Genomic DNA, 14,823 nt, shown 5'->3' with positions numbered 1-14,823 from the left:
AAGAGAGAGCCATCTTAATTGTTATTTCCCGGTTTATATAAGTAAGGATCATGCTGCGGATCATTAGAGGTATTTAAATCAAGGGATATATCACCTCGCGCATTCATCGTGCCTAGGGTGATCGAAGACAGCAATTTAGGGCTGTACCCTTTTTCCTCAAGCTTCTCAAACAGCCAGGATCGGTTTTTTTGGAGATATTTCAAATTATGATCAAGGATTTCGCCATCCAGTATGAGCGGAATCGGGATAAAGTTCCGTTCAGCTTCCATATTCAAATCCCGCACCTGCACCGCTCTCGCTTCCTCTTTCGGGATGACGCTTACTTCTCCCGTTTCTTCAATGATAGCAAGATCAATGTCAGCCGGGTCGGCATAGCCCTTTTCCCTCAGCTTTCCGAGCAGTTCATTAACAGTCAGCCTTTCTTTACGAAGGCCGCGTTCATCAATATCCCCGTTTCGGATTAGGACAGTCGGGCTCACGACCAGGAGCCATCGCCATTTATTAGATAAAGAGAGCTTGCTCATGATAAGATAAAGCACCAAAAAAGCACCCGCATAATAAATAGACATCGGCAGCTTGGATGTAAGGATCGGCTCACTGATAATGGTTCCGATTGCGAAGGTCAAAAGCAGATCAAAATTGTTCATTTGTGACACAGCTTTTTTACCGGCAAGCCGAAACAAAATATACGCAATCGAAAATACGATAACTGGCTTCAGTAAAAATACCCATATCATCCATAACACCGATCTTACCTCCATCCGCTGGTTATATTGAGCCTATTGTGCCCCGTGGCAGGCCCTCTATGCATCAGGGTCTAAATAGGCGAACGTGCACATCGCCTGAACATAACATAATAGAAAGTGACACCGATTGGAGGTGCAATACGCAATATGAAAAATCAGAAGTCGAATACCCTTTGGCCCTTTGATCTGCCATTGGCTCCCCAACCCGAGGGCTACCAGCAGCAAACAATCGACAGGCTGGCCGGTTTGGAGCTAAGGATGGAGCAACTAATTAGAGCGATTGAGGTAAACAATGAATTGCTGAGAACAATGCAAGAACAGCAAAACCGTGTATGCACAAATGGCGGCGGGTCTGTGATTGTCCGGATGTAGAAACCGGCGCTTGTCTACCTTCTTATATCTCAATAAAAAACTCTTCTCTAAAAAGGAGAAGAGTTTCATGTATGTGTTCAAACGGACTGCGCCAAACTTAATTGCGGGCCGAATAGCTCGTAATGGATAGACTCCGGCGCTGATCCGAGCTCTGATACAAGCTTATGCATTGCCGTAATAAACGACGGTGAACCGCAAATATAGTAATCCGCATCTGTGTTGGCAATCAGTTCTTTGAGAAATTGCTGATCAATCTGCCCTTCATGAAATTGAAGATCACCTGCATGGTCTTCCTCTGTCGGCTCGCGATACACAAATGCTGTTTTAACAGCAGAATGTTTTGCTGCTTCTTCTACTTCATGGCGCAATGCATGATATTCACTGTTTTTCGCCGCATGAATGAACAGAATTTGCCGTTCAGGCTGTTTGGAAACAGATGTTTTCAGCATGCTGATCATTGGTGTAATACCAACTCCGGCACTGATCAAAACGAGATCTTTTTGTGATGCAGGATCTAAAACAAAGTCCCCTGCCGGTGCGCTGATCTCTATTGAATCTCCCTCCTGCAACCCATCGTGTAAGTAGGAAGACACGACACCATCCTTCTTCACGGAAATTCGATAATAGTCTTTTCCCGGCATATCAGACAGGCTGTACTGGCGGATATGCGTATATTCAGAATCAGGAATCCGCACTTTGATGCTGATATATTGCCCTGCTTGGAATTCAGGTAACGGCTTGCCGTCTTCCGGTTTCAAATAGAAGGATGTAATTTCTTTGCTTTCCCGTTCTTTTTTTGCGATAACGAATGGCTTATACTCCTTCCAGCCGCCGGCTTGCTCTTCCGCCTGTTCATACATGTCTTTTTCAATTCCGATGAACGCGTCAGCAATGACTCCGTACGCTTTTTCCCATGCCTGCATAATGTCAGGAGTTGCAGCATCTCCCAATACATCTTTAATGGCAATCAGCAAATATTTACCGACGATTGGGTAGTGCTCAGGCTTAATTCCGATACTGCGGTGCTTGTGGCCGATTTGTTTGACAACCGGAATGATGTTTCCTAATTGGTCAATGTTTGCCGCAGCTGCAATAACGGCATTTGCCAGTGCAGTTCGCTGTGTTTTTTTCTTTTGGTTTGTTTGATTAAAAATGTTCAAAAGCTCTGGATGGTCTTGAAACATCCGATCGTAAAAATGGCCAGTGATTGTTTCTCCATGCTGTTGCAATACGGGTACAGTGCTTTTAATAATTTCGATTGTTTTGTTATCTAACATTGTATAAACAATCCTTTCGAAAAGATGTATTCAGAATATATCTTTAAAATACATGATCTTACGAATAAAAGATATATCTAAAATGAATCTTTAATAAAGTTGTCACAAAATTATCAATTTAACATGACATTTGTTGCTTTTTTATAGAATCCCCTAGCAAAAACGGACTAACCATTGTAATAATCACCATTGAAAAGCACAAAAAAAACCCAAAACAACTTATGTTTTGGGTTTAACGTTCACCAAGGCTTATCAGTTCCGAGCGCATTTGCAAGCGCCTGGCTGTGTTTCTTGCGGTTCTTACGTTCATTAGCACGCTGTACAGCTGTATTATGCAGCATGATTTCTTCTTCTGTTTCCGGTACAACCCTCGGTACAGGCACCGGCTTGCCATTTGAATCTAATGCGACAAATGTCAAAAAGGATGTGGCAGCGAGTTCCCGTTCGCCAGTCATCAAATGCTCCTTAATAACTTTTACAAATACTTCCATGGAAGATGTGCCGACCCATGTCACATAGGACTCCAGGCAGACAGAATCCTTTTGCCCAATCGGTTTTAAAAAATCTACAGAATCCATTGAAGCCGTTACGGTTTCACGTCTGCAATGGCGCGCCGCGGAAATAGAGGCAATGTCATCGATGTAGCTCATTAATTTTCCGCCAAACAGCGTATTATGGTTGTTCGTGTCAAGCGGGAACACCCTGCTGGTTTTTACAACCTTTGACTCTTTACAAAATCTTGTTTCCGGTGTTTCCATACCTTTCTCCCCTTTGATGTCTGATCTTTTAGCTAAATGCACTTATATTCTCCTATTAAACAATATTCTCTTCCATTTGTCTAAAATTTAAAATGGTTTAATGATTTTCATGATGAGGGAATAATAAATGTATTCTTCACACTTTAGGAGGAAAAACAAATGGACGTATCCATCCCGAAATCTCAGCACAAAACAGTATGCCGAACGGAATACGGCACACTTCAGAAAGTGATCTTATGCAAACCTGAGCACATGACCATAAAAGATGTTATAAACGAAACACAAAAACATTTTGAAGATGACAATATTCATGTAAAAACCGCCAACGACCAGCACAGCCGCTTAGTGGAGGCACTTAGGTCACATAACGTTGAGGTCGTCCTTTTGCCCGTTCGCGACGGACTCCCGGAACAGGTTTTTACTAGGGACATAGGATTTGTCATCGGAGAGAAAGCCTTCCTGTCGAGCATGACTGAACCGATTCGCCAAGGAGAAGAAGCCGTTATAAAAGATTTTTTTCACAGCCAAGGTATCTCTTACACCCGTATGCTTGATACGAGTATTGAAGGCGGAGACGTCATTATCGATGATGACATTGTCTATGTCGGAATCAGCCAGCGCACCGACATTTCAGCTATCGGCCAGCTGGAAGAGGCACTTTCTGAATATACGATCGTTCCAGTGAAGCTTCATGAAAAATTTTTGCATTTGGACTGCGTATTTAACATTGTATCTGAAAGCGAAGCGTTAATTTATCCACAGGCCATTGAGCCAACGGCAGCCGATATGCTGGCGAAACGTTATGATCTTATTGAGGTGCCCGAGGACGAACAATTTACGCTTGGCACCAACGTCCTTTCAATCGGAAAAAAAACGATCATCAGTCTCCCTGGCAACCGCCATGTCAATCAACAGCTATCGAAAAGAGGCTATCACATTATCGAAATTGACCTGTCAGAAATTATTAAATCAGGCGGCTCCTTCAGGTGCTGCACAATGCCGCTGATTCGAGGCGATTGAAGAAACTTCCCCTTTTTCATGTTTTGAACAGCTTATTTTATCAAGATACGTTAATATAGAGGTGACATCATTTTTAAGGGGGAAATCGCATGACAAAATACATAGGATATGTGGGAACATATACAAAAGGCGGAAGCGAAGGAATTTATTCATTTGAGCTTGATACTGAGAAAAAAGCACTCAGCGAGCCAAAGCTGGCCGCTAAGCTGGGCAACCCGACATATGTGGCGCCGAATAAAAACAACACCATCCTTTATTCCATCGAAAAAGCAGACGGCCAAGGCGGAGTTGCTGCCTATCAAATCGATAAAAACAGCGGCGAATTGACATTTCTGAATCATCAGTTAATTGATGGCCCTTCGCCATGCCACGTAAGCGTTGATGATCAAAATCAATTCGTCCTGACTGCCAATTATCACAGCGGGAAGGTACACGTTTTTCCGGTTCAGGAAGACGGCAGCTTGCAATCACCTGTTTCAGAGGCCGCTCACACAGGAAAAGGGCCGCACGAAAGACAAGAAAAACCGCATACACACTACGCGGGGTTCACACCTGAACACAATTATGTGGTAGCGGTTGATTTAGGTATAGATAAGCTCTACACCTATAAGCTGAAAGACGGCGTATTGACTGAATCCGGAAGCCATTCCTTCGCCCCCGGTGCAGGACCTCGCCATATCGCTTTTCATCCGAAAGAAAAATACGCTTATGTCATGACAGAATTAAGCAATGAAGTGATTGCGCTTGAATACAACCCGACAGCCGGCGAATTTAGAGAAATCCAAGTCGTTTCTGCCATCCCTGATGATTTTACAGATAACAGCCAGGGAAGCGCAATTCATGTCACAGAGGACGGACGTTTTGTTTATGTCGCAAACCGCGGCCATGACAGTATCGCCGTATTTGAAGTGAATCAATATTCAGGAGAGCTGGCTTTCGTAGAAAGAGTGTCGACTGAAGGCAACTGGCCTCGTGACTTTGTATTTGACCCAACGGAAGGGTTCCTCGTTGCTTCAAATGAAGAAACAGGCAACCTCGTCTTGTTTGAAAGAGACAAAGAAACCGGCCGATTGACACTCCTCCCATCAACGGTTTCTGTCCCTTACCCGGTTTGTGTAAAGTTTTTACATCAACTATAAACAAATGGAGTGGCTCTAGTAAAAAGGAGCCACTCTTTTTATTTATCTCACTTTTTCCTTCGTTTCAGCATTTCGATACAAATGGCAAGCGACAAAACGGCCGGGTTCGATTTCTTGAAGCTGGGGACGAGATTCCCCACATTCAGGCATCGCCTCCGGACAGCGGGTCCGAAACACGCAGCCGCTTGGCGGATTGACCGGGCTCGGCAGCTCTCCTTTCAAGAGAATACGCTCACGCTTGTCCTCCAATTCAGGATCTGGAATCGGAATCGAGGACAAAAGCGCCTTTGTATAGGGATGGAGCGGTTCACGATACAAGGTGCCGCTCTCTGTAATTTCCATCATGTGTCCTAAGTACATAACACCGATCCTGTCACTGATATGCTTCACCATCGAAAGATCATGGGCAATGAATAAAAACGTAAGCCCTTTCTCTTTTTGAAGCCGCTTCAGCAGGTTGACCACCTGTGCCTGGACTGAGACATCAAGAGCAGAAATCGGTTCGTCCGCCACGATAAATTCAGGATTCAGCGACAGTGCTCTCGCAATCCCGATTCTTTGCCTTTGCCCGCCGCTGAATTCATGCGGATAACGGCTGCCAAAATCGGGATGAAGCCCAACTGCCTCAAGCAGCTCGTCTACGACGAGAAGCCGCGCTTTATGGGTATTGTAGAGATTGTGAATCTCCATCGGCTCCAAAATAATTTCTCGAACGGTCATGCGCGGGTTCAATGAAGCATAAGGATCCTGAAAAATCATCTGCAGTTTGCGGTTGAAGGCAAACTGCTCTTTTTCACTCAGTGCATGAAGATTTGTGCCGCGGTATGTCACGCTTCCTTCTGTCGGCTGATAAAGGCGCATCAGCACTCTCCCCAAGGTTGATTTCCCGCACCCTGATTCCCCGACTAGCCCGAACGTTTCTCCTTCATGAATCTGAAAGGTGACCCCGTCGACGGCTTTGACTGTCCGCTTTTTCCCTGCGTCAAAATGCATTTTCAGCTGGCTGACCTCTAACAAAGGCAGTCGCCTCATTTGTCTCCCTCCTTATTCTGAAAAACAGCGGCGCACCGCACATAATTCTTTTTCATAGATTGTCTCTTTTAATGTGAGGATTTCGATTGACTTCCCTGTCTTTGGAGAATGCAGCATTTTCCCGCCGCCAACGGAGAGACCGACGTGATGAATCGCTCCTTTTCCTTCCTCATAAGCAAAAAACAGCAGATCACCAGCCTTCATATCATCAAGCAGGACATCCTCCCCCGCCTTAGCCTGATCTCCCGCATCACGGGGGATGCTGTATCCATTCGCCTTAAATATACTGTACATAAAACCGGAGCAATCAAACCCAAACCCGCTGATTCCTCCCCATAGGTAGGGAAGTCCGAGAAAAAAAGCTCCCGTTTGAATGATGTCTTCAGCAGTCCCTTTCTGTTCGCTGACAGGCACTGCATCACTTTGCTTCACAAACCTTTCTCCCAAAACAGTCGAAACCTTAAAATATCCGTTTTCTTTTGCAATGAAGGGGAGAACCGTCAAAAAGCTTAATTCGATCTCCTTTTCCCCATTGCTTCTGTACAAAAAGGCAGCAGGTTTGCTGATCATCACATCGTGTTGTGTATGGATGGGCTTTGTTTTTTCCAGCTGGTTCTTTTTCATCCAGCCTGGGTATCCGCGTGGATCCTTTCGGGATGGCTGGCTAGGCACGATCACAGAAACCCATTCCCCCTGTTCCGCTGTCACAAGTACCTTTTCGCCAAAGAGAACCTGAGTTTGGATTACATTGTCTGTACATAATCTAAGCCGTTCATCATACGTCATGCGCTTCAGCCAGTCTCTGATCATTACAGTCGGTTGAAGCATGAATTGATCAGACGGACGCGGTGAATCAGGCGCTGTCCAGATGTTGGCCACTGCTGATATGACAGTGTGCATCATTGCTCTTTTTCCCCTTTCAAAAGCGCAGCCCCGGTGATTCCGAGACCCGGTTTGCCAGGCATCGAAATCGTGCTGCCGCTATATGTTATGCCGCCTTTGAATACATCTGTTTTCAGCATCAGCGGCGCGTCAAAATCAAAGCGTGTGATGTTTCTCTTGCTTGCCGCAAAATGCGCCGCGGCCGTAATGCCCAGCTTCGTTTCGATCATGCTGCCGACCATACACTCCACCCCGCAGGCCTCCGCCATGGCATTAATTTTCTCTGCTCCGCTGATGCCGCCCGCTTTCATCAATTTAATATTGATCAAGTCTGCGCTCCGGGTTTGCAGAACTTCGAACGCCTGGCGCGGTGTAAAAACACTTTCATCAGCCATAATCGGCGTATCTGTTGCATCTGTCACCTTTTTAAGCCCAGCGAGATCATCTTTATGGACAGGCTGCTCGACAAGCTCAATGCCTAGACCCGCATCCTCCATTTTCCGAATGGCAGTTACCGCTTCCTTCGGCGTCCACCCCTGATTAGCGTCTAAACGCAGTTTCACAGCTGATCCGACACGTTTTCTGATTTCCTGGATACGGGCGATATCTGTTGCAATATCATCTTTTCCGACCTTTATTTTGAGCGTTTGAAAGCCTTGTTTGAGATAATTTTCGGCATCAGCTGCCATCTCTTCAGGTGAGTTGACACTGACGGTATAGTCTGTTTCCAGCGTATCTCGGTATCCGCCAAGCATTTGATAAAGCGGCAGCCCGCACATCTGCGCCCAGCCGTCGTATAGCGCCATCTCTACAGCAGCCTTCGCGCTCATATTTCCTGTAAGAAGATGCTGGATGTCGTGCAGAATGGCCTCACAGCCGGACAGGCTTTTTCCAAGCAATGCCGGTTTCAACACATGGTGAATGGCACTTTCAATGCTATCCATGCTGTCTCCTGTAATCACTAACGTCGGGGGTGCTTCTCCCCATCCGACTGCACCGCTGTCATAAGTAATCCTTACTATGACTGATTCAGCCGTATACACAGTGCGAAGCGCGGTTTTAAACGGCTTTGTCAGTGGAACGGCGATTCGGCTTGTTTCGATTCGAATGATTTTCATGTCTTCAGCGCCCCTTCTGAAACGCCCGCCTCTATTACGACTGTTTTTTCTGCTGTATTCATAGCAGCTTTCGCACCGATCGGAACGGCAATACTTGGCGAGCAGTGGCCGATTTTAAATCCTCTCAGAGCAGGCCTGCCCGCAGAAATAATATAGTCTTCCAGCACCTGCTCAAGTGAGAGAGACTTCTCTCGCTTCACCGGGACACAATTGTGAAAATCACAAACTAGAATTCCCGCCGCGTCCGTCAGCTTCCCCGCCATTTTCAGCTGATTCAGCATCCGGTCGATTTGATAAGGCTCCTCATCAATATCTTCAATAAACAGAAGCTTTCCTCTCGTATCAATTTCAAATCGCGTGCCCAGTGTAGACGTCAGCAAAGACAGATTCCCCCCGACAAGCTCGCCTTCCGCTTTGCCGGGAACAAGCGCGGTCAGCGGAGAAAGCTCTTCTGTATAGGTGAATTCCGTCTCCTGGAAGAGCTGCTTATATGACGCTTTTGTCAGCGGGTGAACGTCGTCAAGGCCAATATCCGAGCTGAGCATCGGGCCATGGAAGGTGACAAGACCTGTGTTTTGATGAATGGCAGTATGTAAAAACGTAATATCGCTGTATCCCCAAAAAATTTTAGGGTGTTTGCGGATCAAGCTGAAATCAATGCCGGCGGCGATACGTCCTGTCCCAAAACCCCCGCATGCGCACAACACCGCTTTTACCTCCTCGTCTCTAAACATCTCATGGAGATCCGCCAGCCGCTCATCATCCTGTCCCGCTAAATAGCCGTGCTGATTTTTCAGCGCCTTGCCCAACTTCACCTGAAGACCGAGCTCTTCTAAAAATAAAAGCGCGGTGTCAAGCTTTTTTGGATCCGGCGGACTTGCGGGCGCGATCACTCCGACTGTATCACCCTTTTTCAGCGCTTTCGGCTTGTAATTCAACGAAAACACTCCTTTCATTTGCTCTGCACCCTACGTATACGTGCAAGAAAGAGAAAAAATACCGCTCCTTCGCATAAAGAAGCAGTATTTCCTCAATCACCGCCATCAGTTTTTATCTGCCCATTTTAAATCGATATAGCCGACAGGGTGACGGACAATTCCCTTTACTTGTTCATTTTGCAGGTGAACCTGATTATAAAAATAAACCGGAATGATCGGCGCTTCATTGATGAGCAGCTCTTCAGCTTGATGCATAAGAGAGAACCGTGTTTTTTCATCGGCTTCATTTTTCGCCTGTTTGATCAGCTGATCGTATTCTTTATTGGCCCAGCCTGTGCGGTTCATCGAATTTCCCGTTTGAAAGGCTTCCAGAAAACTGATAGGGTCCGCGTAATCAGGCAAAAATGAGCTTTGAGAGAATTGGAACTTCAGCGATTTTTGATCCTCCAAAAATACGTTCCATTCCATATTGGCCAACTTCACATCGACTCCGAGGCTATTTTTCAATTTTTGCTGAATAGCTTCGGCAATCTTTTTATGCTCCGGCTTTGTGCTGTAAGTAAGCGTGATCGCAGGAAGCTTATTATAGTTTTCTTCCTTCATGCCCTTTTCGAGCAGCTGCTTCGCTTTGCTTTCGTTAGGCTTGATCAGGTCTCCGCCTGCTTCACGGAAATCTTTGCCGTCAGGCTGCGTAAACCCAGGCGATACAAAGGCACGCGCCGGTTTTTCATTATTTTTCGTGACGTACTTTACAATTTCCTCTTGATCCACAGCCATCGCAAAGGCTTTTCTGATGTTTTCATTTTGAAACGGCTCCATGTTGACATTAAATCGATAGAAATAGAGACCCGCCTGGTCAACAATATTGACGTTATCCTGATCAAGCAGCTGATCACTCAGCTCAGCAGGGACATAAGCGGTATCAAGTTCCCCTGATTGAAACATCTGGTAATCTGTATTTCTGTCACTGACCATCGCCCATTTCACCTTATCAAGCTTCACTGTATCTTTATCCCAATACGTGTCGCTTTTCTCCATTGTGATGCTGTCATCATGCTTCCATTCCGTCAGCTTAAACGGGCCGTTTCCGACAAATGTATCCGCCTCAGCAAACCACTTTGGATTGTCTTTATCGACCTTTTCATTTACCGGAAAATACGCAGGATTGGACACAACGCTCAGAAAATATTTTTGCGGTGCTTCCAGTGTAACTTCAAGGGTTCGATCATCCTTTGCCGTCACCTTCACATCATCTTTTTTCCCTTTCCCGCTGTTATATGCTTCGCCGCCTTCAATAAAATAACCTAGGAATGCCGATGAAGCGCCTTTTTTCGGATCAAGCATCCGCTTCCACGCGTATTCGAAGTCTCCGGCTGTTACAGGATCTCCGTTTGTCCATTTCGCATTTTCCCGAATCGTAAATGTGTAAGTTTTATTATCTTTCGAAACAGACCACTTCTCCGCCATTGCCGGCTCGGGCTCATGATCTTTGCCAAGACGCGTCAGCCCCTCCATGATGTTATTTAACGGCTGCCATGACACATTATTAAAGCCGATCGGCGGATCGAATGAAGTCGGTTCATTTTCATTATTTACATACAGCACCTTTTCTCCGCTGGTTTTTGCCTTATCATGACTGCCTTCTTTTCCGGCCTGTTCATTTGCTGTGCACCCCATCAGCGCAAACGAAAGTCCTAATGCAAGACCCATGCCCCATAGCTTTTTCACTCGTTTCATCCTCTTCCCCCTTTTCATGTTCAATCCTTCGCATCCCCTGACAGCACCGCATGCTCTGCTCGTTGATCCTGCAGCCAGCAGTTGACGGTGTGCGAGTCAGATCTGATCGTCTGGCCCGGGTACACCCTGTCACACACAACCATCCTGTTCGGACAGCGGGCGGCAAACGGGCATCCCGGCGGAGGCGAAAATAAATCCGGCGGCGTTCCGTCGATTGGGATCAGCTCAGCGCCATCTAAATCCAGCCGCGGAACAGAAGCCAGCAGTCCTTTTGTATAAGGGTGCTGCGGCTGATAAAAAATATCTTTTCTCGTGCCGATTTCCGCGATTTTCCCGGCATACATGACTGCGACTCTGTCAGCTACCTGGGCAACGACCCCTAAATCATGTGTAATCAGAATGACAGACACATTCGTTTTTCTCTGAATCTCTTTAAACAGCTCTAAAATCTGTGCCTGAATGGTTACATCCAGGGCGGTGGTCGGTTCATCCGCAATTAAGATGTCAGGCTCGCAAATCAGCGCCATCGCAATGACAATCCGCTGTCTCATGCCGCCGCTGAATTGGTGGGGATATTGCTTTAGGCGCTCTTCGGGATCTGGAATACCAACCAATGACAGCATGGAAAGCACCTCTTTCCGTGCCGCTTTTTTGCTCATTTTTTTGTGGCGCAATAGCGCTTCCCCCAGCTGGTCGCCGACAGTCAGCGTAGGGTTTAACGCCGTCATCGGGTCTTGAAAAATCATAGAAATGTCGGCTCCCCTGATACCTCTCATTTCTTTGTCAGAGAGACGGCAAAGGTCTTTGTTTTTAAATAGAATGCTGCCGTCTGTCACCTTCGCCGAATAAGGCGGAAGCAGGCCCATGATGCTTTGGGAGGTAACGCTTTTGCCGCAGCCGGATTCGCCGACGATCGCAAAGGTTTCTCCTTGATACAAATCAAAGCTCACCCCTCTGACCGCCTGAACCGTCCCGCCGTAAGTCGTAAAAGACACGTGCAGATTTTGGACTGACAGAACTTTTTCCATACAGCTACCTCCTCAGCTTAGGGTCAAGCGCATCCTGCAATCCGTCCCCCAGCACATTAAACGCGTACATCGTCAGAGATATGAAAAAGGCCGGAAAAAACAGGCGCCACCAATGCCCAGACAAAATCGTAGGCAGGCCGTCATTCGCCATCACGCCCCAACTTGCAAACGGAGCCTGTATGCCGAGGCCGAGAAAGCTTAAAAATGATTCTGCGAATATAGCGGCAGGTACGGTTAATGTCATTTGTACGATGATCGCTCCCATAGTATTCGGCAGCAAATTCTTCCGGATGATGCGAAAGGTTTTCGCGCCAAAGGTTTTCGAGGCGAGTACATATTCATAATTTTTAATCTGAAGTACCTGACCTCTTACAATTCTCGCCATGCCGACCCACCCGGTCACAGTCAGCGCCACAATAATAGTGCCAAGTCCCGGTCCCATGAGCACCATCAGCAAAATGACAACAAGCAGGTACGGCAGTCCGTACAGCACTTCGATAATCCGCATCATAATGCTGTCAATCCTGCCGCCTTTATAGCCGGCAACGCCTCCGTAAATGACACCGATCAAAAAATCAATCAGTGCTGCCATCACGCCGACAAACAACGAAATTCTCGCGCCATACCATGTTCGGGTAAACACATCCCGGCCGAGTTCATCGGTGCCGAACCAATGATCGGCTGAGGGCGGAAGATTTTGTTCTGTCAGCGATTGGCGTACGACACTATGGGGCGATAAAAAGGGCCCGATAACTGCCATGACAAAAAGAAATAAAAGAATAAAGAGTCCGGCCATCGCTAATTTATTTTTCTTCAGCCTCCTCCAGGCATCCTGCGTGTATGACAAACTCGGCCGCTTGACCGAATCGGCTTCCCGATTTTTTTCCTGATTCGAGACAAACCACTCATCAGGCACCTGATTGTGCTGTTCTAGCTGGCGTTCATCCGTTTGTACAGGGAGATTCACACGCTTCACCCTTTCTTATGCAGTTTAATGCGCGGGTCTAAGAGACCGTAGGCCAAATCGACCAAAAACAGCATGATAATCAGAATGACGCTGTAAAAAACGGTCGTTCCCATAATCACGGGATAGTCCCGCTGATTAATGCTTTCAACAAAATATTTTCCCATTCCCGGAATGGCAAAGATTTTTTCAATGACAAAACTTCCTGTTAAGATGCTGGCGACGAGTGTGCCCAGGACGGTAATGACGGGCATGAGTGCATTTCTGAGTGCGTGTTTTACAATAATTTTGAACGGAGAAAGCCCTTTTGCTTTTGCTGTGCGGATATAATCCTGTGTCAGAACTTCGACCATGCTCGACCGTGTCAGCCTGGCAATGATCGCCATTGGCCCTACAGCAAGCGCTGCGGTCGGAAGCACCATATGAATCGGGCTCGTCCATGTGGCAGCAGGAAATAGTTTGAGATTGACAGCAAATTGCTGAATGAGCAATGTTGCCAGAATAAAATTCGGGATGGAGATGCCGAGTACTGCAAGACTCATCGCGGCGTAGTCCAAAAAGCCATTGCGGCGGAGTGCAGCGATTACGCCCAGCACCAGCCCAGAAATCACAGCAATGACAATCGCTGTCATCCCAAGCTCAAAGGAAACGGGAAATCCGCGTTCCAGCATATCATTTACACTGTCCGACGGTTTTTTAATTGAAGGTCCGAAATCGAATGTAATGATGGATTTTAAGTAGAAAATGTATTGGAAAATGAGAGGATCGTCTAAGTGATAGTAGGCTTCGAGATTTTTTTGAACGGCTTCATTTGTGCCTCTCTCCTCGTTAAAAGGAGATCCAGGAATGACCTTCATGAGAACAAAAGTCAGGGTGGTAATCACCAAAATCGTAGCTGCCATTGCCCAAAAACGCTTTATCATGTATCGCGCCAAAGCCTAAAACACCCCTTTAGCAGAATGATGTCCGCATCGCAAGCTCAGTCATGACAAGCATCGCCTGATAGGCTTCAAGCATGTCCTTCGCCTGAAATTGAACGGTTGTAGTTCCCGTCTTGATTTCCGTTCCCGGCATCAGATTCGCCCATTCTGCTTGGCCATAATTGGCGAATTCAATGCTCAGAACTGGCCTGTCAGGCGGTGTGAGCGGCTTGACTTTGTCCTTGTTTTGCAGGGCAAACGCGGTTTTTTCTGTCAACAGCCGTCCGGCTTTCGCAGGGGACAAGCACTTCACTGCGGATCTTGAAATGGTTTGTTTGACTGCGGCTGTCGTCACGTTCGGGATAAGCTCTTCTGCTTCCTTCGCCGCCCGGTCATCCCCGGCTACCATTAATACCGGGACATCATAATATCCGGCAACGTATGCATTTAATCCAAGCTCACCGACAGGCCGATCGTTTATGTAAAAATGACGGACGCCGAAAATCATGCTGTGTGACATGACACCGGGAGTCGAGGCTCTCGCATGATAACCGAGAAACAAAGCGCCTGTAAACGTATCATCCAGTCCCTCCACCATTGAAAATGGTTTGACGTCACCAGAAATCAAGTCTGCTTCAGGGTGAAGCTTTTCAACCATCAGATTATTCATCTTCGAATGACTGTCATTGACCAGCACCTCGGTACACCCGCTGTTAAATGCTTCAGCAATACAGTAGTTGGCTTCTTCAGTCATGATAAGCCGTCCGCGTTCATAATTCCGCTTGCCGGAATCCACAAAGGTATCGTCCGGAAGACCCGAAATACCTTCCATATCTACTGACATGTACAATTTCATAACGCTCCTCCTTTTTTACTAAATTATGAATATTCT

General features: G+C 46.7%; 15 protein-coding genes. 3 read left to right on the top strand and 12 right to left on the bottom strand.

Annotated elements, in window-relative coordinates:
- Positions 1-14: 14 nt before the first annotated feature.
- On the bottom strand, positions 15-746 hold the full coding sequence (locus AC0OMA_RS07285; protein ID WP_017695102.1) for a DUF421 domain-containing protein: 732 nt from the start codon (positions 744-746) through the stop codon (positions 15-17).
- 147 nt (positions 747-893) lie between these two features.
- Here AC0OMA_RS07285 and AC0OMA_RS07280 point away from each other — a divergent pair, with 147 nt between their 5' ends.
- On the top strand, positions 894-1,118 hold the full coding sequence (locus AC0OMA_RS07280; protein ID WP_015252245.1) for a hypothetical protein: 225 nt from the start codon (positions 894-896) through the stop codon (positions 1,116-1,118).
- Positions 1,119-1,195: 77 nt separating this feature from the next.
- Here the strand turns inward: AC0OMA_RS07280 and hmpA are convergent, their stop codons facing one another.
- Positions 1,196-2,407 carry an NO-inducible flavohemoprotein gene (hmpA, locus tag AC0OMA_RS07275; RefSeq protein WP_354667507.1) on the bottom strand — a complete coding sequence of 404 codons (1,212 nt, stop codon included), beginning with the start codon at positions 2,405-2,407 and terminating at the stop codon, positions 1,196-1,198.
- Positions 2,408-2,634: 227 nt separating this feature from the next.
- Positions 2,635-3,153: an acyl-CoA thioesterase gene (locus AC0OMA_RS07270; RefSeq protein ID WP_003232595.1), complete on the bottom strand. Its 519-nt coding sequence runs from the start codon at positions 3,151-3,153 to the stop codon at positions 2,635-2,637.
- 159 nt (positions 3,154-3,312) lie between these two features.
- Here AC0OMA_RS07270 and AC0OMA_RS07265 point away from each other — a divergent pair, with 159 nt between their 5' ends.
- Together AC0OMA_RS07265 and pgl are read left to right on the top strand one after the other, a co-directional pair.
- On the top strand, positions 3,313-4,173 hold the full coding sequence (locus tag AC0OMA_RS07265) for a dimethylarginine dimethylaminohydrolase family protein (RefSeq protein WP_015383464.1): 861 nt from the start codon (positions 3,313-3,315) through the stop codon (positions 4,171-4,173).
- A gap of 89 nt (positions 4,174-4,262) precedes the next feature.
- Positions 4,263-5,312 carry a 6-phosphogluconolactonase gene (gene pgl / locus AC0OMA_RS07260; RefSeq protein WP_015383463.1) on the top strand — a complete coding sequence of 350 codons (1,050 nt, stop codon included), beginning with the start codon at positions 4,263-4,265 and terminating at the stop codon, positions 5,310-5,312.
- Positions 5,313-5,354: 42 nt separating this feature from the next.
- On the opposite strand, the gene AC0OMA_RS07255 is transcribed toward pgl, so the two are convergent.
- From AC0OMA_RS07255 to dppA, 9 genes are all read right to left on the bottom strand, one after another.
- A complete protein-coding gene (locus tag AC0OMA_RS07255) occupies positions 5,355-6,344 on the bottom strand; it encodes an ABC transporter ATP-binding protein (protein WP_015483140.1) in 990 nt (329 codons plus the stop codon).
- A gap of 12 nt (positions 6,345-6,356) precedes the next feature.
- The gene (gene eepC, locus AC0OMA_RS07250; RefSeq protein ID WP_015383461.1) at positions 6,357-7,247 is read right to left on the bottom strand and encodes a gamma-D-glutamyl-L-lysine dipeptidyl-peptidase; all 891 of its coding nucleotides are present in this window, start codon (positions 7,245-7,247) and stop codon (positions 6,357-6,359) included.
- The gene (gene ykfB, locus AC0OMA_RS07245; protein WP_251187009.1) at positions 7,244-8,344 is read right to left on the bottom strand and encodes an L-Ala-D/L-Glu epimerase; all 1,101 of its coding nucleotides are present in this window, start codon (positions 8,342-8,344) and stop codon (positions 7,244-7,246) included. The genes eepC and ykfB overlap by 4 nt, the downstream gene beginning before the upstream one ends.
- Complete coding sequence (locus tag AC0OMA_RS07240) at positions 8,341-9,300, bottom strand: S66 peptidase family protein (protein WP_181218972.1); 960 nt, start codon at positions 9,298-9,300, stop codon at positions 8,341-8,343. The genes ykfB and AC0OMA_RS07240 overlap by 4 nt, the downstream gene beginning before the upstream one ends.
- Before the next feature lie 87 nt (positions 9,301-9,387).
- On the bottom strand, positions 9,388-11,037 hold the full coding sequence (gene dppE / locus AC0OMA_RS07235) for a dipeptide ABC transporter substrate-binding protein DppE (protein ID WP_474222427.1): 1,650 nt from the start codon (positions 11,035-11,037) through the stop codon (positions 9,388-9,390).
- A 2-nt stretch (positions 11,038-11,039) separates the two neighbouring features.
- Positions 11,040-12,047 carry a dipeptide ABC transporter ATP-binding subunit DppD gene (gene dppD / locus AC0OMA_RS07230; RefSeq protein WP_015715751.1) on the bottom strand — a complete coding sequence of 336 codons (1,008 nt, stop codon included), beginning with the start codon at positions 12,045-12,047 and terminating at the stop codon, positions 11,040-11,042.
- Positions 12,048-12,051: 4 nt separating this feature from the next.
- Positions 12,052-13,014: a dipeptide ABC transporter permease DppC gene (dppC, locus tag AC0OMA_RS07225; protein WP_181218967.1), complete on the bottom strand. Its 963-nt coding sequence runs from the start codon at positions 13,012-13,014 to the stop codon at positions 12,052-12,054.
- A 5-nt stretch (positions 13,015-13,019) separates the two neighbouring features.
- Positions 13,020-13,946, bottom strand: a complete 927-nt coding sequence (gene dppB, locus AC0OMA_RS07220) for a dipeptide ABC transporter permease DppB (RefSeq protein WP_003245446.1) — start codon at positions 13,944-13,946, stop codon at positions 13,020-13,022.
- Positions 13,947-13,962: 16 nt separating this feature from the next.
- The gene (gene dppA / locus AC0OMA_RS07215; RefSeq protein ID WP_014479576.1) at positions 13,963-14,787 is read right to left on the bottom strand and encodes a D-aminopeptidase DppA; all 825 of its coding nucleotides are present in this window, start codon (positions 14,785-14,787) and stop codon (positions 13,963-13,965) included.
- Positions 14,788-14,823: the final 36 nt, after the last annotated feature.

The organism is Bacillus sp. AMCV2 (genome assembly GCF_056033925.1).
The sequence above is the reverse complement of the archived record's forward strand: the minus strand, read 5'-3'. Positions and strand labels throughout refer to the sequence as shown.